Here is a 24,372-nt window from a genome sequence, read left to right on the forward strand (position 1 = left end):
GACTAAATTAATCTTCAAAATTACACATCTATTGATTTATAGATATCGTTATCTTTTGCAAAAATTGCCTTCGAAATAAGTTAAGATTTGATTTTTTCTACAATACTGGCAGTTATCAGATAGTTCTTGACCGCAGCCTAGAAATCAAACTCTATGATATCCTCATCCTTTAACATCCGTTCTACAAATATCTTATGATTTTTGGGCGTTCCTGTTGCAGTCCAGTTCCCGGTAATTGTATTATTTACCAATTGATGTTTGCCTCGCTGAGGTTTTAGTTTGCTTTCTCTAAAAACTTCTTCATAGCTTTCTAAATTGCCATGTTTATGCTGCTTTTTCACAATACGATAAAGCCTTTTGGTAAAACGTCTATCTCCAATTTCTTCAATAAAGGGAAAAATAATTAAGGCTAAAAGCACCACAATTGTAACACCAATTGCCTGTTCGTAGTAGCCAGAACCAACAGCCATACCAATTGCAGCCACTATCCAGATGATGCAAGCCGTGGTTAATCCTTTCACTCTGTTTTCTTCTTTAAAAATAACGCCTGCACCAAGAAAACCTATTCCAGTTACGATGTTAGAAGCAATTCGATCTTGACTTGTTGGGCCAATTTTTATAGATAAAATAGTGAATAACGTAGCGCCCAAGCCAATCATCATCATGGTTTTTAAACCTGCAGATTTACTTCTGTATTCCCGTTCAGCGCCAATTAAGCCACATAACAATGTAGCCAATAAGAATTTATTAACTTCACTTTGTGTGATAAAATATTCGTGCTCAAAAAAGTTTTGCGTCATACATTTCAGTTTCCAATAAAGACTAATTTCGAAAATTATAATTGAATAATGACTATTAGATGGGTAAAGTTTTTAATGTAATAATTGGTAAAGCCATTGCTAAAATTAAAAGAGGTAATATTTTAACCATTTCTATTTTAAAAAGGTATTCAGAATAATGACTTTTAAAGTTAATTAATTGAAAAATAGACCCCTAAACAATTTCTTTGTTACAAAAAATCCCCCAAGACATTAGTTTTGGGGGATTTAATTTTACTCGTAAATTTATAGAGTGATTGATTACATCATACCACCCATGCCACCGCCACCCATTGGAGGATGTGCTGAAGCACCACCTTCTTCAGGCTCATCTGCTAAAACAACCTCAGTTGTTAATAACATTGCTGCAATAGATGCTGCATTTTCTAATGCTACACGAGAAACTTTAGTTGGATCGATAACACCAGCACCAATTAAATTTTCATAAACATCAGTACGGGCATTGTAACCGAAATCTGCAGTTCCTTCTTTAACTTTTTGTACAACGATAGAACCTTCAATACCTGCGTTTTCGCAAATTTGACGTAATGGTTCCTCGATAGCACGACGAATGATTTGAATACCAGTATTCTCATCTTCGTTAGCACCTTTAAGGTCAGCAAGAGCTTCTACCGCACGAATGAAAGCAACACCCCCACCAGCAACAATACCTTCTTCTACAGCTGCACGAGTTGCATGTAAAGCATCATCAACACGGTCTTTTTTCTCTTTCATCTCAACCTCAGAAGCCGCACCAACATAAAGAACTGCAACACCGCCAGCTAATTTAGCCAAACGCTCTTGTAATTTTTCTTTATCGTAATCAGAAGTAGTTGTTTCAATTTGAGATTTAATTTGGCTAACACGAGATTTAATATCTTCTGAGTTACCAGCACCGTTGATTACAGTTGTATTGTCTTTATCAACAACAACCTTTTCAGCCGAACCTAAATAAGTTAAATCAGCATTTTCTAATTTATAACCTCTTTCTTCTGATACAACGATACCGCCAGTTAAAATAGCGATGTCTTCTAACATTGCTTTTCTTCTATCACCAAAACCTGGAGCTTTTACAGCAACAACTTTCAGTGAACCACGGATTTTATTAACTACTAAAGTAGCTAAAGCTTCGCCATCTAAATCTTCAGAAATGATAACCAAAGGCTTACCAGTTTGAACAGTTTTTTCTAAAACTGGCAACAATTCTTTCATGTTGCTAATTTTTTTGTCGTAGATTAAAATGTAAGGATTTTCTAATTCAGCTTCCATTTTATCTGCATTAGTAACAAAATATGGAGATAAATAACCTCTATCAAATTGCATACCTTCAACTGTTTTAACTTCAGTTTCAGTACCCTTTGCTTCTTCAACAGTTATAACACCATCTTTACCAACTTTGCTCATTGCCTCTGCAATTAACGAACCGATAACCTCATCGTTGTTAGCCGAAATAGATGCAACTTGTTTAATTTTGTTATTGTCTTCACCAACTGTTTGTGATTGAGCTTTTAAGTTCTCTACAACAGCAGCAACAGCTTTATCAATACCACGTTTTAAATCCATTGGGTTTGCACCAGCAGCAACGTTTTTAATACCTGTAGTAATAATTGCCTGAGCTAAAACCGTTGCAGTTGTTGTTCCGTCACCAGCAATATCTGCTGTTTTAGATGCAACTTCTTTAACCATTTGAGCGCCCATGTTTTCAACCGCATCTTTCAATTCGATTTCTTTTGCAACAGTAACACCATCTTTAGTAATAGCCGGAGAACCGAATTTTTTATCGATGATTACGTTACGACCTTTAGGGCCTAAAGTTACTTTTACAGCATTAGCTAAGATATCAACACCACGTTTCAGGGCGTCACGTGCTTCCACGTTATATTTTACTTGTTTTGACATTTTTATTTACGATTTTAGAATTACGATTTACGATTTTTAAAATCTCATCGTGTTATAAATTTAACTTTCTACTTATTATTATCCAACTACAGCGTAGATATCAGTTTCACGCATAATTAGGTAATCTTTACCTTCGTAAGGGAATTCGGTACCACCGTATTTACCATAAATTACAACATCGCCAACTTTTACGCTCGCTTTTTTACCGTCAGCATCCTCTTCAGAAACAGAAACTACAGTTCCTTTAGATGGTTTTTCTTTTGCAGTATCAGGGATATACAAACCCGATGCAGTTTTTTCTTCTGCCGCAGCCGGTTCAACAATAACTCTGTTCGAACTGCCAGCAATTGGTTTAAGGTTTAACGCCATAACTTTTATTATTTTTTATTTTGATTTTAAGTTTTTTAACTAAGCATACAATTACACTTTTTATGCCAAGTACCATTCAGGGACAAATTTACACCTGTACTGTCAAATTGCAAACGATACAGGAATATAAAGTGCCAGCTTGGCAGGGAAGTTTTTTCTTAATTGACAAGTATTATGATTTGAAAAGGTGCTTTAGTATTGCTTCGGTTAAGGTTGACCCCACTTTTTACTTCAAGTCCTCGTTACACTCCCGGCTTTACGATACAATCGGCTTTAAATGGCTTAGGTTGCGGTACTATCTCAAAATGTTTCCACTCAAAATGCTAAACAAATAATAAAAATTTCTTCTGACCTTATTATTGGTGTTATTAAAAAGTAATAGATTGTTATGGTGATAACATCAACCAAAAGTTAAACATCAGCCAGAGTTCAATTGGTAATGTTATTTCCTATTCAAAATTGCCAAAGCTTTATCTAAAACTTCGTCTTTACCTGCCCTGATTCCTTCGATAGTTTGTTGTACCACAACATCGGGAATAATTCCAATTCTTTGAGTTTCGGTTCCATCAGGGTAATACACGCCTGTACCGGTAATCATTGTCCTTAAATTTCCAGGTAAAATTATTTCACTTGCGTCACCATCAGCACCAGATGTTTGACTTCCAACTACAATTATATTGGGAGCAGTTTTCAAGGCCATTAATGTAAATTCCGCACGACTTTGGGTTTGCTCATTACAAAGCACAATAACTTTTCCCTGGTAGTATTCAGAATTGTTACTTCCACAAAATAGAACATCGGCATAAGTAAAATTTCCAGGATTATTTACTTCTGGGATAATACGTTTAACGAAAGGCTTCTTTTCTTTATTATGAAAATTTGCGATCTCATAAAGTATAAAATTAGGGTAGTTTCTTAAATCGAAAATAATTGCTTTTGTGTTTTTTAAACCGTTTAAAACTAAATCTACTTGTTTGAGCTGAAGATTTCCCATGTTAACATAACCAATATCACCTTCAAGTATTTTACTAGTATCTGCACGATTACTAATATTCCATTTATAATTTATTTCATTGTAACCATATCTTGAAATTATTTTCTGTTCTACTTTTCCGGCTCGCTCAAACTCGGTCTCAACTTTGTTGCTTTGGCCGTTAAATAAAATATTATAGGCGGCGTCTCGCAGCTTGATGGCTTGATTTGAAGCACCTATAAATTTCGAATTTTGTTTTAAAATATCTTCGACACTCAATCCACCAATTTTCACAAAAACATCGCCAATCCTTACATCATCTTTTTTGCTCAATTCTTCATTGTGAAAGCCCGTTACAACAGCTTTATCATCAATAATCTTAAAATTAAAAGGAACCCACTTAAACCCAAAATATTTATTGGTATACTGTGTTGCAAATTTCCCATGGCTATCATCAATCCTTGCTGTTAACTCAAGTATCGCCAAATGATAAGAAGTTGTGTCAGCAGCATATTTAAATTTCGGTATCATTTCCACCAAAACAGCACTCCATGGCTGGTTGGTTTTATATTTATAAGGAAAAAAATAACTGATAATATTCCAATAACGGGAAAGTGTTAATAACCGCATTTCTGCAGATGGATAAATGGAATCGGGATATTTTTTTTCATTCTCAAAATTCGTATTTCCAACGCCCTTTACCTGGCTAACGTAATAATTAGACTTTTGATTTCGGTTATTTCTAATATTCACTAACTCATCAATCAATTCTCTGTCAAAAACTGATGAATCTTTAAGCCATTCAAAATTACTATTCGCTTTTAAGCCTGATTTTGGTTCAAACTGGCAATCTTTACAGACATCAGGCTTTCCAAGGCTTCGAATCCATGTGATGTAATATTGGTTAATTTCTTGCTTTGAATTTAAGGCGTTAAAATCCTTAATTCTTTTAGTAAACTCATTATCCCAATCTATTTTACCCTTAGCAACAACAGGGTGATGATATTTTAGAAATCCCCAGATTTTAATAAAAGTTTCAGTTTTAGTAGTTTCTGAAATACTGGCTTGAGCGAACGATACAAAAGAAGTAATGGAAAGTATTATAATGGCAATAAGCTCCTTCATTTTTCAATAATTAGTTCTCTAAATATAAGAACTAACAAACATTATGTTTCTGGCCTCTCTGGCTTTAAGCTGACTTTTAACAAAAATTAACACAGCATATATAAAAAGCTAAACGCAAAAAAGCTTTCCCTTTTGAGGAAAGCTTTTAAATATCTTGTAGGTCTAAATTACTTTTTCGTTGTATCTGCAGTTGGAGCAGGTTTTGCAGGCGCTACATTATTTGTTGCACCCCCACCAATTGGAGAAGGTGAAGGCATTTTATTTAAACGATCCTGAATTTCTGTGTTACCAGTAGCAGCTGCAGGGCCACCAGATTTAGCGATAGTTGTAATAGATAAGGTTAACACCACAATAAGTGCCAACAAAAACCACGAGCCTTTTTCCAAAACATCGCCAGTACGTTGTACACCAAACATGTTGCTGGTACCACCACCTGTTGCTAAACCACCACCTTTAGGGTTTTGTACTAATACAAACAAGCCTAAAGCAACACAAGCAACAATTAATAAAATAATTAAAAAGGTTATCATGATTAAAATATATTTTTAAAATTTCTTTTCTATAGATTGGATAAGGTCGGCAAAGTAACCACTTTTTTCTGGATATTTCAAACTTAATTTTTTATAAGTATCTATCGCTTTGTGGTAAAGCATTTGCTCGATGTAAATTTTAGCTAATGTTTCCGAAACAAGGTCGTAATGGTCTTCGGCACTCTTCTTGGCTTTATTCTCGTTATCTATTTGTTCTGGTTTGGGTGGTTTTATTGTTGGGTCTTCTTTTAAGAATTTCTCAATAATTTCTGCCCCTTTAACATCCTTTACATCTGCAGAGGGGTATTCTGCTAAATGATCGGCAACTTCGAAAGGTGTTTGTATGTGAAAAATATGCTCTACATACTGTTGTTGAAATTCTGCCCGTTCCTGATTTTTAGTTTGTGATTGTCTTGCAAGTTCTGGCTTTGGCTGTGCGTAAGGCTGAAAAATTTGCTCATGTTCTTTGCGTGTTTTAGCCAACCACCATAGAAATGTGTAAGGTAATTGGTCGTCATCATATTTGGAAACATAACTGTTTTCGGGCTCATCCGGAGTGACCGTTTCTATTTCAGGCGCAATTGTAACTACATCGGTACTTAACTTTTGCTCGAAAGCAAAGAAATCAGTTTCGGCTACACTTTCTATAAAATTATCCTCTTCAACGGGTAAATCCATCAAATGGCTATCAATACCTGGTAAATTGTTTGGTGTTTCTATATTGACCGCATTTGTAATTTGATGATTTGATTCTTCGGTTACCTCGCCAATTTCCTCAAAAATTTCCTGTTCGTCTGCTGTGCTTTCCGCATCAATCGCTGCAAATTCGGCATCATTAGCAATATTTAGCTCAAGCTCGATATCGTTTTCAATAGCTTCATCAACAGCTACAGTTTGCAATATATTCTTTAAAACATTTCCATTACTATATAATGCAGCTTTGACAACATTAGTCGCATCAGCCTTTGCTAAAAGTAAATGAACGGGTTGTGCATAAGGAAATTGATCTAGCATTTCATGCAACATGGGTATATGCTCTTGCCCAACCTTGCCAGGTTGTGCCAGTAAATTCGCAAGTAGCTTTTTGTTATCCATATCGAGGTTTGCTGCTAAGATAAATAATGCAGATGGTTTTTAAAACAGTTTAACCTACCACTGGGCAAAAGCACGATTAAAAACATCTTCTGTTAATTGCTTATTAATATTTTCAATTGCTACGGGTTGAAGCGATTGAATTGAAGCGCCGTTTAAAGGAAAATCGTAAAAACGCGAAAAGCTTTCCTCGAAGCTTTCTTTTTCGTGGCCTTTCATATTATTTATGTATTTCACAGAAACCGTAATGGTTAAACGGTTATTCGATGCTGTTGGCGTAGCGCTTGATGTTAAAGCAACCGGTCTGATTTCGTAACCAGTAATTCTACCTTCAAAAATTGCATCGCCATCATTTGGTGTAATACTTAATCGGGTTTGACTACGAATACGGCTTTTTACAGCTTCAGTAAATTGCTGACTCAAAGTCGGTATCACCAATGGCGCACTATTTTCGAAAAAACGAACAGTTACGGTTTTCATTTCTGGAGCGATAGATGCTCCACTGAAAGTATAAGCACAAGAACTTAATGCCGCAATAATCAAGAATCCAAATATTTTAATTTTCATAGAATTGATTGATTGCGCCTTATAAACTTAATTCTTTAATTTTTCTGTAGAGCGTCCGTTCAGATATTCCCAATTCCTGAGCAGCAAACTTTCGTTTACCTTTATGCTTTTTAAGTGCTTTTTTAATCAGGTCTGATTCTTTATCAACCAACGATAACGATTCTTCTACTTCTTCAGCATCGTGTGCAAAATTGTAATCTGCGTTACTGTTGTTATTGCTACTACTCGTGGTTGGTTGTTGAATGGTAAAACCATGTTCTTGTCCGGCAGGCAATTCTACATCTCTGTACAATTGATTTATATATTGAGGATTATCAGCCAAAACTGTTGCCGTATTTCCACCGTGTTGAATAATTTCTGCAACGAGTTTTTTAAGCTCCACCATATCCTTTTTCATATCGAAAAGGACTTTGTACAAAATGTCTCTTTCTGTAAAATCTTCTTTCGATTGAGAATTTATAGCCATTGGCAAATTACTACCAGCTTCGTTCGGAATGTAGTTTAAAATCGCCTGTCCGGTTACATTTCTGTCTTTTTCTAAAACACAAATCTGCTCGGCAATATTTTTTAACTGGCGAACATTACCCGGCCAGCTGTAATTAGTTAAAATTTGAACTGCATCAGGTTCTAAATTCAATCCCGGACTGCGATATTTATCACTAAAATCGGCAGAGAATTTTCTAAACAGCAAATAAATATCTTCTTTACGCTCATGCAAAGCCGGAATACGCAACGGAACGGTATTTAATCTATAGTATAAATCTTCTCTGAATTTTCCGTTTTTAACACGATTATAAACATCTACGTTAGTTGCTGCAATAATACGAACATCTGTTTTTTGTACTTTTGATGAACCAACACGTAAATATTCGCCACTTTCTAAAATTCTTAATAAGCGAGCTTGCGTGCCAAGAGGAAGTTCTGCAACCTCATCTAAGAAAATTGTTCCCCCGTTTGCAACTTCAAAATACCCCTTTCGAGCTTCGTGAGCACCAGTAAAAGACCCTTTTTCGTGACCAAATAATTCTGAATCTATTGTTCCTTCAGGAATAGCGCCACAGTTTACCGCAATAAAAGCACCATGTTTACGGGCGCTCATTTGATGGATAATCTGAGAGAAAACCTCTTTCCCGCTTCCACTTTCGCCAGTAATTAAAACCGACATATCTGTTGGTGCAACCTGACTTGCAATATCTATAGCACGATTAAGCAAAGGCGAATTGCCAATAATACCGAACCGTTGTTTAATATTTTGTGTATCCATTTATTAGTATCAAGTATTTAGTATCAAGTATCGAGACCGGGATGTGATATCAAAACTTGGAGTCATAAATTTCTGAATTGTGAAACTTAGCTTTCGCTTTAGTCCTTTAGCTTTTTTTAAACTATCTTTCCAATCAGCGTAGCTGAAGTACATTTTTCAATTAGCACGTTTGCGTATTGACCTGGTTTAACGCCTTCAATTGCAGGGAAAATTGCCATTGCACCGCTATCCCCTCGTCCGCAATAATCTTTATCCGATTTTTTGGATGTTCCTTCAATTAAAACCCGAATTGTTTTACCAACCCATTCCTGTAACCGCAGTAAAGAGTGTGCTTGTTGTTTTGCTAAAATTTCAGCCAATCGGCGTTTTTTAACTTCTTCCGGAATATCATCTGCTAATTTACGGGCGGCTAAAGTTCCTGGTCTTTCAGAGTACGTGAAGTTATAAGCAAAATCATATTTCACATAATCAAGCATACTTAAAGTTTCTTCGTGCTCTTCTTCCGTTTCGGTACAAAACCCGGCAATAATATCCGTAGAAATTGCACAACCCGGAATAATTCTTTTAATTGCATCGATGCGATTAATATACCATTCACGAGTGTAGGTACGGTTCATCAACTCTAAAATACGTGAGTTTCCAGATTGAACCGGCAAATGAATGTAATTACAAATGTTATCGTATTTAGCGATGGTGTATAAAACCTCATCTGTAATATCTTTTGGGTGCGAAGTAGAAAAACGAACTCTCAAATCAGGGCTAACTAAAGCCGTTTGCTCTAACAATTGAGCGAAGTTTACCGTTTCCGTTCCATCTTCCGATGTCCATGTGTAAGAATCTACGTTTTGCCCTAAAAGTGTAACTTCGCGATAACCAGCCTCGAATAAGCTTTGTGCTTCTGCTACAATAGAATGTGCATCACGACTACGCTCGCGACCACGGGTAAATGGCACAACGCAGAACGAACACATATTATTACAACCACGGGTAATCGAAATGAAAGCCGTAATTCCATTGCTATTTAAACGAACCGGACTAATATCTGCATAAGTTTCCTCACGAGATAGAAGTACATTAACCGCTTTGTGTCCGCTTTCTACCTGCTCAATTAAGTTCGGCAAATCGCGGTAAGCATCTGGCCCAACAACTACATCAACCAAACGTTCTTCTTCTAAAAATTTAGATTTTAAACGTTCTGCCATGCAACCCAAAACACCAACAATTAATTTAGGATTACGGCGTTTTTCTACACCAAATTGCGATAGGCGATTTCTTACCCTTGTTTCTGCATTTTCGCGAATAGAACAAGTGTTTATGAAAATCACATCAGCCTGATGGTAATCTCCTGTGGTTTCAAATCCAGTTTCAGAAAGGATGGAAGCAACAATTTCGCTGTCTGCAAAATTCATCGCACAACCATAACTTTCTATGTATAATTTACGAGCATCAGCTTTTATCGGTGTATCTAAAATTAAAGCCTCACCTTGCCTTGCTTCATCATGCGTTTTATCCTGTACTTGTAAATCAATCATTATTTAAAAACATTTTGGGATTGCAAAAATACATAAATAAATTTAAAAGTGACAATTTGACATATTTAGTTTACTTGTTTACAAAGCGATTATTTTTAACCAGTTTATAATTATAACCAACTCTATTACAACAATCCCGAAAAATAAAAAGCCCTTGAAAACTAATTCAAGGGCTTTAAAAATAGAACTGAAATATTATTTTACACGCTCAACGTATTCGCCTGTACGCGTATCAACCTTAATTTTATCGCCCTGGTTAACAAACATTGGTACTTTAACCTCAACACCGTTTTCTAATGTTGCCGCTTTTAATGCGTTGGTAGAAGTATCACCTTTAACAGCAGGCTCCGAATAAGTAATTTCGAATTCAGCAAAGTTTGGTAACTGCCCCATAATTGCTTCATCGCTTTCCATAGAAACAATAACACTCATGCCTTCTTTTAAGAATTTAATAGCCGACCCGAATAACGATTTCTCAACATTATATTGCTCATAACTATTGTTATCCATTACAACTAAATAGTCGCCATCTTCGTATAGATATTGATAATCGCTCGTTTCAACACGGCAAATTTCTACAGCCTCGTCGGTATTCATACGAGCTTCAACAATTCTACCCGATTTAATGTTACGGAATTTACCAGTATAAAAAGCGCCGCCTTTACCCGGTGTACGGTGATTCCATTCGTCAACAGTAACTAATTCATTGTTTACACGTAGAATATTACCTGTTTTAATTTCTGATGCTTTTGCCATATTATGTTATCCTTAATGGGATTTTATATTTCTTTTTTTGTGACGTCAAAGGTAAAATTATTTTAGTTAATTTTTGAGCACAAATAAATTTTGATTTGGAAAGCAAAGCCTGTGCTATTCGGCAACAATAGTCCCGCTCCTCCTGCCTATGAAACCTGTGAAACAAGCAAGCATACCAATAAAGCAAAATGACAGATGCTTAAATCGGCATCCGTACAATCGGGTTTATAAACAAAGGCAATTGTAAACCCTCACTTACACTTTTTAAGTGCTAAATGTTAATCATATTCATATATTAGCATAAACCAAATTATTCATCCCCCGAATAAAATAACATCCCGTTAAATTTTCAGCTTTTAGTTCATGCTTGTAAAAACCTATGGGAGCGCTGTTTTTGGCGTAAATGCACTTACCATCATAATCGAAGTTAGTATTAGTGCCGGCAATAAATATTACATGGTTGGCCTGCCCGATAATGCTGTAAAAGAAAGTTTGCAAAGAGTAGAAAGCGCTATTCATGTTTCAGGATTTAGAATGCCAAGACAAAAAATTGTAGTTAACCTTGCGCCAGCAGATATTAGAAAAGAAGGCTCTGCTTACGATTTACCAATAGCCATTGGCATATTAGCTGCGTCAGGACAAATTCCATCAGAAGAATTGGAAAATTATTTTATTATGGGCGAACTTTCTTTAGATGGGACGATTCAGCCCATAAAAGGTGCATTACCAATTGCCATTCAGGCTCAGGAAGATGGATTCAAGGGCTTCATTCTTCCTAAACAAAATGTTCGAGAAGCTGCAATTGTAGATGGACTTATTGCTTATGGTGTTGAAACTTTAGCTCAGGTAATTGCTTTTTTTAACAAAAGCGAAGTTTTAGAACAAATAAAAATAAACACCAAAGAAGAGTTTCTAAAAAACATTGGCAATTACGAACACGATTTTTCGGACGTTAAAGGTCAGGAAAACATTAAACGTGCTTTAGAAATTGCCGCCGCAGGTGGTCATAACGTAATATTAATTGGTCCGCCGGGAGCGGGAAAAACCATGCTAGCTAAACGTTTGCCAACAATTTTACCTCCATTGAATTTATATGAAGCTTTAGAAACGACCAAAATTCATTCGGTTGCAGGCAAACTTTCGGCTGCTGATGCTTTAATGACTGTTAGACCTTATCGTTCGCCGCATCACACTATTTCTGATGTGGCTTTGGTTGGCGGCGGGATGAATCCGCAACCTGGAGAAATCTCTTTGGCACATAATGGTGTTTTGTTTTTAGATGAATTACCAGAATTTAAACGTAGCGTTTTAGAAGTGATGCGCCAACCATTGGAAGACAGAAAGGTGGCCATTTCTAGAGCTCGTTTTTCGGTAGAGTACCCGGCTAGTTTCATGTTGGTGGCATCGATGAATCCTTGTCCTTGTGGTTTTTACAACCACCCAGAGAAAGAATGCGTGTGCGCACCGGGCGTGGTTCAAAAATACCTAAGTAAAATATCGGGACCATTATTAGATAGAATTGATTTACATGTGGAGGTTACGCCGGTCAATTTTTCGGAACTGGCATCATCCCGCGAAGCGGAAAAAAGTGAATTGATAAGAGCACGTGTTATTAAGGCCAGAGAAATTCAAGACCATCGCTTTGCGGATAAAGAAGATTTACATTACAATGCACAAATGAGCCCTAAAATGGTGCGCAGAGTTTGCCAAATTAGCGAAGCGGGAACAACACTCTTAAAATCGGCTATGGAACGCTTGGGTTTATCTGCCCGTGCCTACGATAGAATTTTAAAAGTTGCCAGAACCATTGCGGATTTAGATGGAAGCGAAAACGTAGAACTCGAACATTTAGCCGAATCCATAAATTATAGAAGTTTGGATAGAGATGGTTGGGCAGGATAATTCTTGATAGGGCAAAATTATCTCACTCAAGAATTAAAAATTAACCAATAATTCAAATATTTCTTAATGGCAAACAAAAACATTTTTAATCATTTTAATGGACATTTAGAGGATCAAAACCTATGATAAGAACATTAATTATTGAAAATGAACCCTCCGTTTGAAAAGAAATCGAATGGCCACTAAAAGAAATAGCGAATTCAATTGACGTAGCAACGAATGTGGTAGATGCTTTGGTGCTTAAAAAGCTGCTAAACCAGAATTCTTTTTGCTCAATATCCAGATTAGTAATGGTACCGTTTTCGATATTTTAAATTAACTTGAGGAAATAAATTTCAAGATTAAATTCATAACTGCTTATAACCACTTTGTAATTAAAGCCATAAAATATGGAGCGTTTAATTATTTGGCACCAACGTAGAAATCAACTCGTACAGTAATAGAAAATGCAAACCAATGATAAAGGAAACTTTTGTTTTACCGAAGTTCGTTTTACTGGTGCGTTAATCCTCAAAAAAACAGCTAACGGAAGGGAAGGGATTTGGATTAGTCCAGACGGTAACAAGCAACTGAAAGTAAAACTAACCTCAAAAAAAGTATCTAAATTAGATCTAGATGAATTGGAAGAAAGATTAGAAAAAACACATTACCAAAATTTCGATTGTTAAATATTACCCTATGAATAAGATAACTACTGTAGTTTATGCCTTTTTGGCAATATTAATTTTGGCTTGTAATGAGGCACCAAAAGAAAAAACGATGAAAGAGCAATTGGCAGAGCTTAATAAATCAAAGATTGATTTATTAATGGGTGCTACACCCAAAGATTTCTCAACAAAAACAATTGATGGAACGCTCTTTAATTCGAAAGATTATAAAGGAAAATATTGGGCAATTTTTGTGTACGATAAAAATTCTTTAACAAAAACCGAAAGTTATGACATGGTTGCAGAACTGAAACAAACGCATCAACTATTTGGTGATAAAATTCCGATGATTGGTATTGCTAATGGTTTTTCTGATGATGAAAATGCTTTAAAAGCAATGTTTGCAAGTGCTAAATTCGATTTTAAGCAAATAGACAATACACAAGGACCAGCTAAAGAAAGCAAAGTGAATGATAATGTGTTTTGTACACCTGCAAAAATTTTAATAGACCCCAATGGCAAAGTGGTTTACAACGGTTGTGGGGGCAAAACCGAAACTTTCAATTATAAATTAGATAGCCTCATTAAAGCCGATAAACTTTAAAAATATGGAAGAAATAGCAGAAGTAAATAAACAAAAGAACAGCAATTTGTCTGTCGGTCTTATTGCTTTAAATATATTTCTAGCCCTAATTTTATCAACTACAGTTAGCAAAAATGACGACCCCGATGGTATATCGATATTTTTTATCCTAGCCATTTCGGGCACTATTTTGTTGGGTGGATATGCATTTACCTACCATGGTAAAGGTTACCGTTGGGCAAAATGGTTATTTGGCATTCTACTGGTTATTTCATTATTGCTTTTTGCTTTGCTTTGGTATGCTTGGCAATTAGGACATGCTTTTAAAAATTAATTGCCTTGAAATTAAACAAGCTAAATAAATATTATATAGGCCTTGCAATTGTATTGCTTGTAACAACAATTTATAGAAAAATAGCCTATAAAGGCTGGGAAAGATATAATTACGCTATAGGTATTACCACACCAAGCACTTACCCAATGCATGTTGTAAATGCCTATTTTTTGTTGCCTAATGATGATTTTGAAGGTGCAAATATAGAAAGTACAAATAATTTTACAACTACTTGGGGAGTTGATTATGGCACTACAAACCATGCAAGCTCACAACGTTTGCCCACACAATTGGTTATAAAATATTTTTCTTATCGGGATAAGAACTTTTATGCCGATACTTTGAATTTGCCCCAAAAACAAATGTTAGCAGCTTTTAAATCAACAGAAAAAAACAAGCAATTTTTAATGCTTTCGCAATACGCAGGACCGAAAAAAGGATTGAGTTTTGTTATTGGCTTGGCGAACAACGGAAATGTAATTATTTGGTTAAGGGGTATTTATTTTGAAAAAGAATTACTGAAAGTTAAACTCAAGGCAGTGGAGCCACAAGCTGATGATTTATATTACGAAAAAACATTAAGTAAAAAAGAGTACTTTAAATACGCTTTCGAAAACTTAAGCGACAGCTTAAAAACGGTTTACAAAAATGGCTTCGATGCAAATGCAAATTACATTGATACTCCTTCTCGGTACATAGAAAAAAATAGGGAGTTATGGGAATATCAACAGAAAAATGGATTTATAGATTTTAAAAAATAGGATTTGGAAATGAAAGGTTTTTATTAATGGCGGTTTATAGCTCCGGTTTTAATTAAGTTAAAGGCATTCAATGTCATTAAGCTAAGGATAAAACAAAAAATATTGCCATGCTGAACTTGTCAAAGGACAAATATTTTTGACTATAAAAAGGTCTTCGACAGGCTCAGACTGACAATGGACTTTGCTTAACTCAATGACATTGCCCTTTGGGACAATTCGCAATAAAAAATCGGAAGATTTTCATTGCAACTGGGTTTTAAGAACAAAGGATTGCACACCCTGCAAACCAATAAAATGAAAAACTGCATTGGCCATTTAGCCCCGGTTGTAGCGAACACGAAGTAAAGCGGAAAACGGGAACCAATTTATTGTTGTATACTGGTTTTGCGCTTCAAAAAAGAATAGAAATGAAAAAGATAATATTAATAGGTTTCTTTCTAATGGTTATTGCATTAATTTACAATTACTATCCTGAGCAAAAACTGCCAGCAAATAGCAATGTAGATTTATTGGTGGTGCAAAAGAGCCAATATAAAATGATGGCTTACGCGGATGGAAAATTGTTAAAAACCTATAAAGTATCTTTTGGAGATGCACCAATTGGTCATAAAGAATTTGAAGGTGATGAAAAAACACCCGAAGGAATTTATTTTATTAACGCCAAAAATGATAAAAGCGGTTACCATAAAAACTTAGGTATTTCTTATCCGAATGATAAAGATAGCGCTTATGCCAAAGCAATTGGCAAGCCTGTTGGTGGCGATGTTAAAATTCATGCGCTTAAAAATGGTATCGGCTTTATCAATAAATTTCAGCGGTGGATAAACTGGACAAATGGCTGTATTGCGGTAACCAATAACGAGGTTGATGAACTTTATGCAAGCGTAAAAATTGGAACCAAGATTGAAATTAAACCATAAATATGAAAACTAAATTAACACTACTACTATTTGCAATTATGCTTTTTGCAAGCTGTGGGCCAACAATTTCTGGCAAGGATGAGCAATCTTTCAAGGCTTCGAAAGCTAAAATGGAAGAAAAGCTAGATAAGGAAGATAAAGAAAAGTTAGAAATAGCACTTCGGGTTATAGTTGCAAAAGCGATGAAAGAAAAGTGGAACAACCCAGATGATGCTAAATATAAAGGTAAGTCTTTCGATGTAATTGTAATGACGATGATAGATGGTAAAACTTTTTCTGGTATTGTAAGTTATGCCGAAGATTTTTTAAAAGAGGATAGAGACAAAAATATTGAAAATAAAACCAAAGAAATTGATAGCTTGACCATACAAAAAGCCAAATTTATTGAGCAAAACAAGGCTATAGATAATTTTAAACTTACCAAAACAAGCATTAGTGAACAAGAGTATTTTGATGAAAAATCTCCTTTTTTAGATTTAACTTTTGTAAATAAAACTGGCGCTGAAATTTTCGATTATATGATACAGATTAATATTTATTCAAAAAAAACAGGTGAATTAATCGCTTCGCAACAACAAGGCACTAGTTCTGAGAAACGTGATGATTATAAAGATGGCGAAGGCATTAAACCTAATGAAGAATATTTTTGGTCGCAACCACTTTTAAATAAGGCGCAAAATCATAGCACCCTTTGGAAAACTGCAAAATATCCTATAACTAATTTCGAACCCTTCGATTTGGTCATTAAGGCCTTTCCTGCCTTAATCATCACCAAAAAAGAGAAGTTAGTTAGGGTAGCCAACTTAGAAATTTTGGATAAAGAAATTAAACAATTACAAGAAGAAGTTAAAGGGCTTAAAGAAACCAAAGGCAATTTAGATGAGTTGGAGTTGACGAAATAAGAATTGCCGTCATGCTGAATTCTTCTGTAGCTTTTATTGATTTTTGCATCAAGAGCGCTTCGCTGTTTATTTGTATAAAAAAACCTGAAATGAATTCAAGGGTGACGAAAACTCATATCGGAGTGTGATTAATACCAAAAAATATAATTGAATGAAAAAAGCATTTTTAACTCTTCTTTTAATTGCCTCTGCAATTTTTGCTAAGGCCCAAGACAAGCAAAGGTCTGATACGTTAAACATCGATTTGGATAAAGATTTAAAAAAAGACTTCGTTATTTTTGATAGAGATAATGCAGTTATCATAGTTAAATTATCTACACAGAAGTTTAAACCAATAAAAAGTACGCAATTAGAATTCGACCCATTTTCTGCCGGAATTAGGCCTAAAAGAGAAGGTTTCGAATTTGCTAATAACTGGATGCGTGCCGGCTACGCCTTTCAATTTAGGTACAACCCAAATCAGAAAAAAATTCAATTAATTGGTATGAGCCGATACGAATTTGGTCCGGCAAATAACGATGGTAGTGGCGAGAGTAGCATTAACCTGCTCACCAACAGTTATATTGGCAATTGGAACTATTGGGATTTAAACAAGGATGAATTGATTAAAATTCCAGCAATAAAGCAAAAAATGATATTTCCAGTAACCTATTTCAGCAATTTTGATGATGGCATTTTTAATCAATATCAAGATAAGTGTGTAGCTTTATACGAAAAAGCCAAGGCAAAAATGATGAACAAAAAAAACTAATCAAATAGCTATGAGGTTGATATTGTATCTATTTTTAATGCTTTACAGTACGCATTTAATGGCGCAAAAGAAGGTTTTTAATCAGCCTAATACAAAAGGAACTTGGCAATATATTTATCCTTTTGCTGATAAAAGTTATGTTTTGGCAATACAGCATGGAGTTAAAGACAACGAAGAAGATGGTGCAAAAACCACCAATCTTTATTTCGGCAAAATCGGTAAAACAGATAAAATATTCTGGAAAGAACAACTCGTTATGCGCCTCATGAAAGATAATGTTAATTACGAAGATTTTAATGGCGATGGTGTAAAAGACCTCTTAATTTTTGAAGATACTGGCGCTCGTGGTGGTAATGCTTTCTATAATTTATACTTAATAAATCACAAAAATCACACCCTTACAAAAGTAAAGGATTTTAATAGAATCGTTAATCCAAGCTACGATAAAAAGCATAAGATAATTATTAGTTATTCCTTGTCTGGCGAAAACTACTACAGCATTTACAAACTGAATGTAAACAATAAACCTTACCAAATTGGCAATGCATTTAAAGAAACCGATGAGCTTGATTTAGATAAAAAGATAGGTGAGATTTTAAAGGAGAATAAGAAATGAATTTAATTATGCTAAATAAATCTACGTTTAAAAGCATGAAAAATGTTATAACTATTAGCTGTTTGTTGGGCTTAATATTTAGTTGTAGCGAAACAAAAAAGAGTGATAAATCTAACAAGAAAGCACTGGAAGAAGCCACGGGATTAAGTAAGATGACAATTACTGATGAGACAAGCAGTTCGGGAAGTGGAGTTTTAAAATATATAGCGGTTAATACTTGGATAGACGATTTTAAGAACTTCCGCATGGCGATTTATAATAACGATTTGCCCAGACTAAAAAGCTATTTTGTCTTTCCTTTTGATGATGAAGGAAAGACAATTTTACATGTTTGTGAGTTAACAGAAAAAGATTGGTTGCTAAGGAAAAAGAAATTTAAAAACCCAGAGTTGTTTTACGAAACTGATTTAGAAAAATATTACAAAAAGGTTTTCGATAGTAGGTTTACCAATGCCGTTTTAAAAATAAAATCGGAAGCATTATTTTCAGAACATACATGCAGCACTAAAACATTTATAGAGAAAGATATTATTTACCAAATGCATGCTGATTATAACGAAGCTGACAAAACTTTAATATTGAACATGGCTTTTGGCAATAACGATAAATATGAAAACGGAGATTATGTAAGCGAAGGCGAACACAATATCATTTACCGTTTTAAAATTATAGATAATAAAAAACTAACATTGGTAAGAATGGATATTGCTGGTTAACTAATCAAAATATGATTGATGCATAAACTTAATAATATAGGCTGCGTAATAATCATTTTTATTATTGGTTTTGGTGTTTTTTATGCCAAATTTTTGGTTCCCATAGTACCAATTGCACTCGGTCTTTTAGCTTATTACACCACTAATAAACTGCGAGCATCAACATTTGGAAAACCGCAAAAAATTTATGAATTAAACGAAGGGCAAGTATTGGTGGAGGGTACTGTAATCAAATTAGAGGCTGAATTGATTAGCCCTTATTTTAGGGAAACTTGTATTGGTTATTTATATAAAGAAATTGAGTATGTGCCTACTGATGACGATTATAACGAAGAGTTAAAAGTAACAAAAACAGCATGTAATGATTTTACCTTAAGTACCAGCTCAGGTACCATAAAAATAAAAGGAAATGAGCTAGATTTTAAAAAATTAAAACCAAGAACATACACTGAACATTCTTTGAAACCAAAAATTAATGATATTGGCCATGCAGAATACCTGCTGAAAAACAATGATGAAATTGTAATTATAGGCACAGCTATCAAAAATATTTATCAGCGATTTGAAATTGCTAAGCTTAACAACGAACTGTTTTTTGTAACAACAAGAAATAAAATCGAAGACCAGAAAATAAACTATCAAATTTTAGTAAGGTTATTTCCATGGATGTGTGTGCTATATCTAATTGTAAATTATTTCCTCTTTTTTGCACCAAGTAATGATATGCCTAAAAGTGATGTTTTTGCTTTTGTATCTATATTCGGTTTGCCCGTATTATTTGTGGTGTTTTTTCTAATTGGAAGAGATAAAAAAGACTGGTTTTCTCAAGTATTTCAATACCTGGCTGGGGTTTGCATTTTTAGTAGTTTATTAAGTTTTCCGTTGATAATACTGTTTTACATGATAGAATTAGAGTATTACAAAATATTTTGCATTGTAATTAGTATTGTATCAGTTACAGCTTTGGCATTAATGTTCAATTATAAAAAATTAGTTGAAAACAATATGCAAAGTGAAAAACTAGCAGCTAAAGAAGGAAATATTTATGATGTTTAGCGAACAAATAATAATCCATTTGCACCAAATTATTGTAAAACTTTAACGAATAATAAAAGGTTTCAGCAGACTAGAAAGATATACCTATTTTTAATTGTAGCATTATTAAAATCAAATGTAAATCATGACAGGCATTTTTCTTATTTTACTGTTAACACCTATTTTGGGTTATTTTGTTTACAAGAACTTCCGTACTAAAGTAAGTACCAGAACACGTATTGTAGAGTTTTTGTTAATTACTTTTTTTATAGTTTCTTTACTTGCATTTGGTTTTGGCTACTCGATGAGCAGTGCCGATTATTATACCGCTATTGATATTGTTGATGAGGGCTATACGCCATTTGCCTCCAAACATGTATTAACACTACTTGTATTTTTTGCGCTTTCTATTTGGTCAATTTTTGCCTTGTGGCTAAAAGGAAATCAGTTACCGCCTTTGCTATTTGTTTTGGCATTTGTTTTTTTAATCATTGGTATGGTTATCAGCTTTGTTGTAATTTTGCAGCTATCTGTAAACATTGGTGGAAATGATACAGAAATTATACTTTTTCCACTACCAATTTGCTACCTGTTAATTTCGGTTGTTTTAATGTTTAAGGTTGCAAATAACGAAGCCCAAATTGCTGCGACTAGAGTTTACAAAAACAAGTTTTTAAATTACCTGAATACAAAATTAGCTAAAACCAACTTGCAGCCTGCTTATGTTTTGGTTTTACTAATCCCTGTATTTACCTTAATTGTAGCCATCTTAATGGTTTTTGGTCAAGATTATAATTCTATAACCAAAGTTTTTACAGAAACAACAACCTGGAATTTCTCGCAAAAAACACACCCACCAGCTTTAGACCATAAAGGCCATTACTTGTGTACGGTGGCTGTTTGTGGTAATCCTGAAATCGTAAAACCTTTACGTTTGGGTAAAAGGCATGGAAAAGAAATTGTTGTGAACCGTCAGTTATTAATTGCTAATGCTTTCGAAGAATTGATACAAGAAAATGCACCTCGTTTGCATCGAATTATTAGAAATGCTTACGATAAATATGGCTATCCACTTTCTAAAAAGATTACCACGCCAGAAAGTTCTAACCTGGTTTATCGGTTGATGAAACCTCTAGAATATTTTTTTCTGACGGTTTTATATTTCTGCTCTAGCAAACCCGAAGAAAAAATTAATAAACAGTATGCGATTTAATACTGAAACACCTTAACCTCACTATACCTATTAAACCATCATGGTTTTTTTTATCACAAACACCAATGAATAAAATCATGATGACTTCATAACCATTAAAAAACAAACTTTATACCTATGAAAAACACCTATAAACTCACTGCTATTTTAGCATTTATATTGCTTTCTACATCGCTTTATGCTCAAATACCAGAAGAAATACAATGGAAACATTTGCTTAAAACCTACACTGCAGATAGTAGCGATATGATGTTAAGCCTAAATGGGAAAAACTTAGATGGCAAATATAAAATCCCTTTGGATGAGAAAAGTTATGCCCTTTATAACATTAAAAATGGAATGATAACTGGCGATGCATTTTGGTACACCAACGGCGGACAGCTTGAATGTAAATTGGAATATAAACGTGGCGTTCGCAATGGTTTAAAAGAAAATTACGATAACAATGGCAAGGTTTGGCTTCGTCAAGAATATAAAGATGGCAAGCAAAACGGCAAGAGCGAAATGTTTAGCAACGGACAACTTAATAATGAAGCCGAATATAAAAATGGCAAAAAACATGGCAAACAATTAAGTTATAGCAGTGGTAAATTACTTTCTGAAACCGAATATTTAGATGGTTTGAGAGATGGTTTAAGTAGAACTTACGGTTTAGATGGCAAAATGATTACTGAAATTAATTACAAGGCTGATAAACAACATGGTTTAACCACCATGTTTGCAATGGGCAATAAAACCATGGATTTTATCTTTGTAGATGGAAAAAAACATGGCATTGGCCACATGTACAAACCAGACGGCTCGGTGGTTTTTACCAGTTATTACCTTAATGGCGAAAAAGTTACCCAAACCGAATTTGATAAGTACGAGCGAAAGAAATAGTTTTTTTTTTTAAAAAAAACACCCCACCCATTGGGGTGGTCGAAGGCCGGGGTGTTTTAATAGAATTATATGTTTTAAAACATGCTATTAAAACCAACCCAAAAGCAATAAAAGGAAGTTAAGTAGCCCCGACAAAAATGGAAATCCTTTTTGCTTTTTGACATCCTGAGCTTGTTGAAGGAAAAAACAAAAAAATTGAAATGTTGGCGGGACAACGCCAGCCAAAGCACCACAGGTTTTGCGCTTCAAAAAAATAGAAAATGAAAAAAAGCACAAAAATAATTCTTGCAGTTACGTCCGTAATTTTAATATTGGCGAGTGTTTTTCTTTACAAAATGAGTAAAATAGATTATCTAGTAAGGACAAATAAAAATAAGCAATTGGTGAATACTAAACCGATTGATACAAATAGCCTTGTTGAGGATACAGCTCTAAATAAAAACAACTACATACCTATTGATGCTAATTTCCCAAAAACGGGAAGCAATGCTTCTGATTTTGTAATGGAACCCTATGAAATTGCCATGGAAGATGAAGGTTTGCTTAATGATGATGGTTTGGAAGATGTAGTTTTGGTGCTCACAAACAAAAACGACAGCACCGATTTACGACCAACCTTGGTATTGTTAAAACAGCAAACTGGCGGTTATTTATTGTACGGGGTATCGTGGCATACGGTTGGTCCGGCTTATATAAACGGCGATTTCCAGCAGTACGTACAAGAAAGTGTAGAAATAGACAGCGCTAAGTTAAAAGTAAATCTTTATGGTTATGGCGGACCAATTGGTAATCAGTTTAATACTTATAAATTCAAGGATAATAAATTGGTACTCATTAATTTGAATTTATACAATGCAGGTGCAGGCGGACAAACCTACATTGATGTTGATTACCTAAAAAATATAGTTAGGATTGAAGATGTAAATACCATGTTAGAAGATATGCCGAGCAAGATTAGCCAAAAAAAAATACCTAAACACAAGCCTTACTTTTTCGAAAGCGATGAGGGGCTAAATTTTACAGCGTATTAAAAATTAAGAAATGAAACGATTTTATAAACTCACTATTATCCTATTTTTTGCGATGATGAGTTCTAATGCGCAAACAATTAAGTCAAATTTTGAAGGTAGTTACTCTGTATATGTAGAAACGGATGAAACAACAACTGGTACTGCAAGTATTACCTATCTCTTTAAAATTAAAAAGGACAATGCAACCTTAATAACAACAACTTATCACGAACCAATTAGGTGCAATGGAAATTACAAAACAGTAGAGAAAGATAATGTACTAACACTCTTCTATAATGGAAAAGAAGACCATTGCAAGTCGGTAAAGCCAACTTTTATGATTAAAAAACAAGGCAAAACTTATTTTATAAGAGGAACTGGGGGCGAAGCAACTTATAATACCTGGGTTAAATTAAAAAAGGAAGGGTAAGTTAATAAGCTATCACCTCATCTATATTTACATTCCTTAGATAGTTTTAGATTGAATTTATGAAAATATACATTGTACTATTTCTTTTACTCATCACATCATGTAAAAATGGTAATAAAAAGCCTATTGCAAATGTGACCAATGTTGATACAACAACGGTTGAAGTAAAAGAAAATTTACCAATAACAGAACCTTTAGAAGAAGAACAACCTAACAATTTTAATGTAGTTATTGAAAAAGTTAGGGGTGACCTTAATAAAGATGGTATTGCAGATTTAGTAAGCGTAAAGCAAGATACTGTAAACGACAACAGACCATATCGATTGCAGGCTTACCTCAGTCAGCCTAATCGGAAACTTAAATTGATACTGTCATCAGATAGTGCAATTGTAGTTCGCTATCCGAATGGAAAATATAATGCTGTTAATGATGCACCTTTTACAGGCATAGAAATTAAAAAAGGAACATTGATAATCAGTCATGAGCTTACAAGAGGTAGTTTTTCACATCAATTCAGGTATCAAAACAAGAAATTCGAACTGATTGGCTTTCGTTCTGCAAGTGTTTCTGGTGGTATGATAGAAGAAACGGATTTCAATTTATCAACCGGAGATAAAGTAATTACACACACAACTATAGGAAATGATAAAATTCTGGATAAAACCAAAAGCAAAGAACTAATTAAATATTTGCCAAACCTGACTGTTTTTGAGCCATATACTTTTATGTATTAAAAATTATCATA

At 34.4% G+C, this 24,372-nt stretch carries 26 protein-coding genes; 16 read left to right on the plus strand and 10 right to left on the minus strand.

Going from position 1 to position 24,372, the window contains the following annotated elements; genetic code table 11:
• Nucleotides 1–137 precede the first annotated feature (137 nt).
• From ACFOUY_RS05070 to efp, 10 genes are all read right to left on the minus strand, one after another.
• Nucleotides 138–800 carry an MgtC/SapB family protein gene (locus ACFOUY_RS05070; RefSeq protein WP_378959389.1) on the minus strand — a complete coding sequence of 221 codons (663 nt, stop codon included), beginning with the start codon at nucleotides 798–800 and terminating at the stop codon, nucleotides 138–140.
• A gap of 279 nt (nucleotides 801–1,079) precedes the next feature.
• Entirely contained in the window at nucleotides 1,080–2,717 is a 1,638-nt protein-coding gene (gene groL, locus ACFOUY_RS05075) for a chaperonin GroEL (protein WP_378959390.1), read from the minus strand.
• A gap of 78 nt (nucleotides 2,718–2,795) precedes the next feature.
• Nucleotides 2,796–3,086 carry a co-chaperone GroES gene (locus tag ACFOUY_RS05080; protein ID WP_029281770.1) on the minus strand — a complete coding sequence of 97 codons (291 nt, stop codon included), beginning with the start codon at nucleotides 3,084–3,086 and terminating at the stop codon, nucleotides 2,796–2,798.
• A 442-nt stretch (nucleotides 3,087–3,528) separates the two neighbouring features.
• A complete protein-coding gene (locus tag ACFOUY_RS05085; protein ID WP_378959391.1) occupies nucleotides 3,529–5,184 on the minus strand; it encodes a S41 family peptidase in 1,656 nt (551 codons plus the stop codon).
• A 167-nt stretch (nucleotides 5,185–5,351) separates the two neighbouring features.
• Nucleotides 5,352–5,714, minus strand: coding sequence for a preprotein translocase subunit SecG (secG, locus tag ACFOUY_RS05090; RefSeq protein ID WP_378959392.1), 363 nt, complete (start codon nucleotides 5,712–5,714; stop codon nucleotides 5,352–5,354).
• 15 nt (nucleotides 5,715–5,729) lie between these two features.
• Complete coding sequence (locus ACFOUY_RS05095) at nucleotides 5,730–6,809, minus strand: hypothetical protein (RefSeq protein ID WP_378959393.1); 1,080 nt, start codon at nucleotides 6,807–6,809, stop codon at nucleotides 5,730–5,732.
• A 54-nt stretch (nucleotides 6,810–6,863) separates the two neighbouring features.
• Nucleotides 6,864–7,373, minus strand: a complete 510-nt coding sequence (locus ACFOUY_RS05100; RefSeq protein ID WP_378959394.1) for an LptE family protein — start codon at nucleotides 7,371–7,373, stop codon at nucleotides 6,864–6,866.
• A gap of 19 nt (nucleotides 7,374–7,392) precedes the next feature.
• Entirely contained in the window at nucleotides 7,393–8,637 is a 1,245-nt protein-coding gene (locus ACFOUY_RS05105) for a sigma 54-interacting transcriptional regulator (RefSeq protein WP_378959395.1), read from the minus strand.
• A gap of 116 nt (nucleotides 8,638–8,753) precedes the next feature.
• On the minus strand, nucleotides 8,754–10,169 hold the full coding sequence (gene miaB, locus ACFOUY_RS05110; RefSeq protein ID WP_378959396.1) for a tRNA (N6-isopentenyl adenosine(37)-C2)-methylthiotransferase MiaB: 1,416 nt from the start codon (nucleotides 10,167–10,169) through the stop codon (nucleotides 8,754–8,756).
• A 195-nt stretch (nucleotides 10,170–10,364) separates the two neighbouring features.
• Entirely contained in the window at nucleotides 10,365–10,925 is a 561-nt protein-coding gene (gene efp / locus ACFOUY_RS05115) for an elongation factor P (protein WP_378959397.1), read from the minus strand.
• 363 nt (nucleotides 10,926–11,288) lie between these two features.
• On the opposite strand from efp, the gene ACFOUY_RS05120 reads away from it, so the two are divergent.
• From ACFOUY_RS05120 to ACFOUY_RS05195, 16 genes are all read left to right on the plus strand, one after another.
• A complete protein-coding gene (locus tag ACFOUY_RS05120; protein WP_378959398.1) occupies nucleotides 11,289–12,827 on the plus strand; it encodes a YifB family Mg chelatase-like AAA ATPase in 1,539 nt (512 codons plus the stop codon).
• Between the two features lie 446 nt (nucleotides 12,828–13,273).
• A complete protein-coding gene (locus ACFOUY_RS05125) occupies nucleotides 13,274–13,495 on the plus strand; it encodes a hypothetical protein (protein ID WP_378959399.1) in 222 nt (73 codons plus the stop codon).
• A gap of 10 nt (nucleotides 13,496–13,505) precedes the next feature.
• A complete protein-coding gene (locus ACFOUY_RS05130; RefSeq protein ID WP_378959400.1) occupies nucleotides 13,506–14,078 on the plus strand; it encodes a peroxiredoxin family protein in 573 nt (190 codons plus the stop codon).
• Nucleotides 14,079–14,082: 4 nt separating this feature from the next.
• Entirely contained in the window at nucleotides 14,083–14,391 is a 309-nt protein-coding gene (locus ACFOUY_RS05135) for a hypothetical protein (RefSeq protein WP_378959401.1), read from the plus strand.
• A 5-nt stretch (nucleotides 14,392–14,396) separates the two neighbouring features.
• Nucleotides 14,397–15,152: a DUF2931 family protein gene (locus ACFOUY_RS05140; protein WP_378959402.1), complete on the plus strand. Its 756-nt coding sequence runs from the start codon at nucleotides 14,397–14,399 to the stop codon at nucleotides 15,150–15,152.
• A 407-nt stretch (nucleotides 15,153–15,559) separates the two neighbouring features.
• On the plus strand, nucleotides 15,560–16,072 hold the full coding sequence (locus tag ACFOUY_RS05145) for a L,D-transpeptidase family protein (RefSeq protein WP_378959403.1): 513 nt from the start codon (nucleotides 15,560–15,562) through the stop codon (nucleotides 16,070–16,072).
• A 2-nt stretch (nucleotides 16,073–16,074) separates the two neighbouring features.
• Nucleotides 16,075–16,974 (plus strand): hypothetical protein, encoded by a 900-nt coding sequence (locus ACFOUY_RS05150; protein WP_378959404.1) that lies wholly within the window; start codon nucleotides 16,075–16,077, stop codon nucleotides 16,972–16,974.
• Nucleotides 16,975–17,125: 151 nt separating this feature from the next.
• A complete protein-coding gene (locus tag ACFOUY_RS05155) occupies nucleotides 17,126–17,725 on the plus strand; it encodes a hypothetical protein (RefSeq protein ID WP_378959405.1) in 600 nt (199 codons plus the stop codon).
• A gap of 10 nt (nucleotides 17,726–17,735) precedes the next feature.
• Nucleotides 17,736–18,341 (plus strand): XAC2610-related protein, encoded by a 606-nt coding sequence (locus ACFOUY_RS05160; protein ID WP_378959406.1) that lies wholly within the window; start codon nucleotides 17,736–17,738, stop codon nucleotides 18,339–18,341.
• A gap of 35 nt (nucleotides 18,342–18,376) precedes the next feature.
• Complete coding sequence (locus ACFOUY_RS05165) at nucleotides 18,377–19,057, plus strand: hypothetical protein (protein WP_378959407.1); 681 nt, start codon at nucleotides 18,377–18,379, stop codon at nucleotides 19,055–19,057.
• A gap of 18 nt (nucleotides 19,058–19,075) precedes the next feature.
• Nucleotides 19,076–20,113, plus strand: coding sequence for a hypothetical protein (locus ACFOUY_RS05170; RefSeq protein ID WP_378959408.1), 1,038 nt, complete (start codon nucleotides 19,076–19,078; stop codon nucleotides 20,111–20,113).
• 124 nt (nucleotides 20,114–20,237) lie between these two features.
• Nucleotides 20,238–21,305, plus strand: coding sequence for a DUF6688 domain-containing protein (locus ACFOUY_RS05175; protein ID WP_378959409.1), 1,068 nt, complete (start codon nucleotides 20,238–20,240; stop codon nucleotides 21,303–21,305).
• Nucleotides 21,306–21,422: 117 nt separating this feature from the next.
• The gene (locus tag ACFOUY_RS05180) at nucleotides 21,423–22,187 is read left to right on the plus strand and encodes a toxin-antitoxin system YwqK family antitoxin (RefSeq protein ID WP_378959410.1); all 765 of its coding nucleotides are present in this window, start codon (nucleotides 21,423–21,425) and stop codon (nucleotides 22,185–22,187) included.
• 260 nt (nucleotides 22,188–22,447) lie between these two features.
• On the plus strand, nucleotides 22,448–23,218 hold the full coding sequence (locus ACFOUY_RS05185; protein ID WP_378959411.1) for a hypothetical protein: 771 nt from the start codon (nucleotides 22,448–22,450) through the stop codon (nucleotides 23,216–23,218).
• A 10-nt stretch (nucleotides 23,219–23,228) separates the two neighbouring features.
• Complete coding sequence (locus tag ACFOUY_RS05190; protein ID WP_378959412.1) at nucleotides 23,229–23,627, plus strand: hypothetical protein; 399 nt, start codon at nucleotides 23,229–23,231, stop codon at nucleotides 23,625–23,627.
• 59 nt (nucleotides 23,628–23,686) lie between these two features.
• The gene (locus ACFOUY_RS05195) at nucleotides 23,687–24,361 is read left to right on the plus strand and encodes a hypothetical protein (RefSeq protein WP_378959413.1); all 675 of its coding nucleotides are present in this window, start codon (nucleotides 23,687–23,689) and stop codon (nucleotides 24,359–24,361) included.
• Nucleotides 24,362–24,372: the final 11 nt, after the last annotated feature.

The sequence above is a fragment of the Pedobacter jamesrossensis genome (assembly GCF_042650905.1).
Classification (GTDB): domain Bacteria; phylum Bacteroidota; class Bacteroidia; order Sphingobacteriales; family Sphingobacteriaceae; genus Pedobacter; species Pedobacter jamesrossensis.

Excerpts from the sequence above, each read along its gene's own strand:
- efp (WP_378959397.1), bottom strand. The coding sequence starts at position 10,925 with ATGGCAAAAGCATCAGAAATTAAAACAGGTAATATTCTACGTGTAAAC.
- ACFOUY_RS05185 (WP_378959411.1), top strand. The coding sequence starts at position 22,448 with ATGAAAAAAAGCACAAAAATAATTCTTGCAGTTACGTCCGTAATTTTA.
- ACFOUY_RS05135 (WP_378959401.1), top strand. The coding sequence starts at position 14,083 with ATGGAAGAAATAGCAGAAGTAAATAAACAAAAGAACAGCAATTTGTCT.
- ACFOUY_RS05085 (WP_378959391.1), bottom strand. The coding sequence starts at position 5,184 with ATGAAGGAGCTTATTGCCATTATAATACTTTCCATTACTTCTTTTGTA.
- secG (WP_378959392.1), bottom strand. The coding sequence starts at position 5,714 with ATGATAACCTTTTTAATTATTTTATTAATTGTTGCTTGTGTTGCTTTA.
- ACFOUY_RS05175 (WP_378959409.1), top strand. The coding sequence starts at position 20,238 with ATGACAGGCATTTTTCTTATTTTACTGTTAACACCTATTTTGGGTTAT.
- ACFOUY_RS05160 (WP_378959406.1), top strand. The coding sequence starts at position 17,736 with ATGAGGTTGATATTGTATCTATTTTTAATGCTTTACAGTACGCATTTA.
- ACFOUY_RS05095 (WP_378959393.1), bottom strand. The coding sequence starts at position 6,809 with ATGGATAACAAAAAGCTACTTGCGAATTTACTGGCACAACCTGGCAAG.
- ACFOUY_RS05130 (WP_378959400.1), top strand. The coding sequence starts at position 13,506 with ATGAATAAGATAACTACTGTAGTTTATGCCTTTTTGGCAATATTAATT.
- groL (WP_378959390.1), bottom strand. The coding sequence starts at position 2,717 with ATGTCAAAACAAGTAAAATATAACGTGGAAGCACGTGACGCCCTGAAA.
- ACFOUY_RS05100 (WP_378959394.1), bottom strand. The coding sequence starts at position 7,373 with ATGAAAATTAAAATATTTGGATTCTTGATTATTGCGGCATTAAGTTCT.
- ACFOUY_RS05080 (WP_029281770.1), bottom strand. The coding sequence starts at position 3,086 with ATGGCGTTAAACCTTAAACCAATTGCTGGCAGTTCGAACAGAGTTATT.
- ACFOUY_RS05125 (WP_378959399.1), top strand. The coding sequence starts at position 13,274 with ATGCAAACCAATGATAAAGGAAACTTTTGTTTTACCGAAGTTCGTTTT.
- ACFOUY_RS05150 (WP_378959404.1), top strand. The coding sequence starts at position 16,075 with ATGAAAACTAAATTAACACTACTACTATTTGCAATTATGCTTTTTGCA.
- ACFOUY_RS05165 (WP_378959407.1), top strand. The coding sequence starts at position 18,377 with ATGAAAAATGTTATAACTATTAGCTGTTTGTTGGGCTTAATATTTAGT.
- ACFOUY_RS05190 (WP_378959412.1), top strand. The coding sequence starts at position 23,229 with ATGAAACGATTTTATAAACTCACTATTATCCTATTTTTTGCGATGATG.
- ACFOUY_RS05145 (WP_378959403.1), top strand. The coding sequence starts at position 15,560 with ATGAAAAAGATAATATTAATAGGTTTCTTTCTAATGGTTATTGCATTA.
- ACFOUY_RS05155 (WP_378959405.1), top strand. The coding sequence starts at position 17,126 with ATGAAAAAAGCATTTTTAACTCTTCTTTTAATTGCCTCTGCAATTTTT.
- ACFOUY_RS05180 (WP_378959410.1), top strand. The coding sequence starts at position 21,423 with ATGAAAAACACCTATAAACTCACTGCTATTTTAGCATTTATATTGCTT.
- miaB (WP_378959396.1), bottom strand. The coding sequence starts at position 10,169 with ATGATTGATTTACAAGTACAGGATAAAACGCATGATGAAGCAAGGCAA.
- ACFOUY_RS05170 (WP_378959408.1), top strand. The coding sequence starts at position 19,076 with ATGCATAAACTTAATAATATAGGCTGCGTAATAATCATTTTTATTATT.
- ACFOUY_RS05070 (WP_378959389.1), bottom strand. The coding sequence starts at position 800 with ATGACGCAAAACTTTTTTGAGCACGAATATTTTATCACACAAAGTGAA.
- ACFOUY_RS05195 (WP_378959413.1), top strand. The coding sequence starts at position 23,687 with ATGAAAATATACATTGTACTATTTCTTTTACTCATCACATCATGTAAA.
- ACFOUY_RS05120 (WP_378959398.1), top strand. The coding sequence starts at position 11,289 with ATGCTTGTAAAAACCTATGGGAGCGCTGTTTTTGGCGTAAATGCACTT.
- ACFOUY_RS05105 (WP_378959395.1), bottom strand. The coding sequence starts at position 8,637 with ATGGATACACAAAATATTAAACAACGGTTCGGTATTATTGGCAATTCG.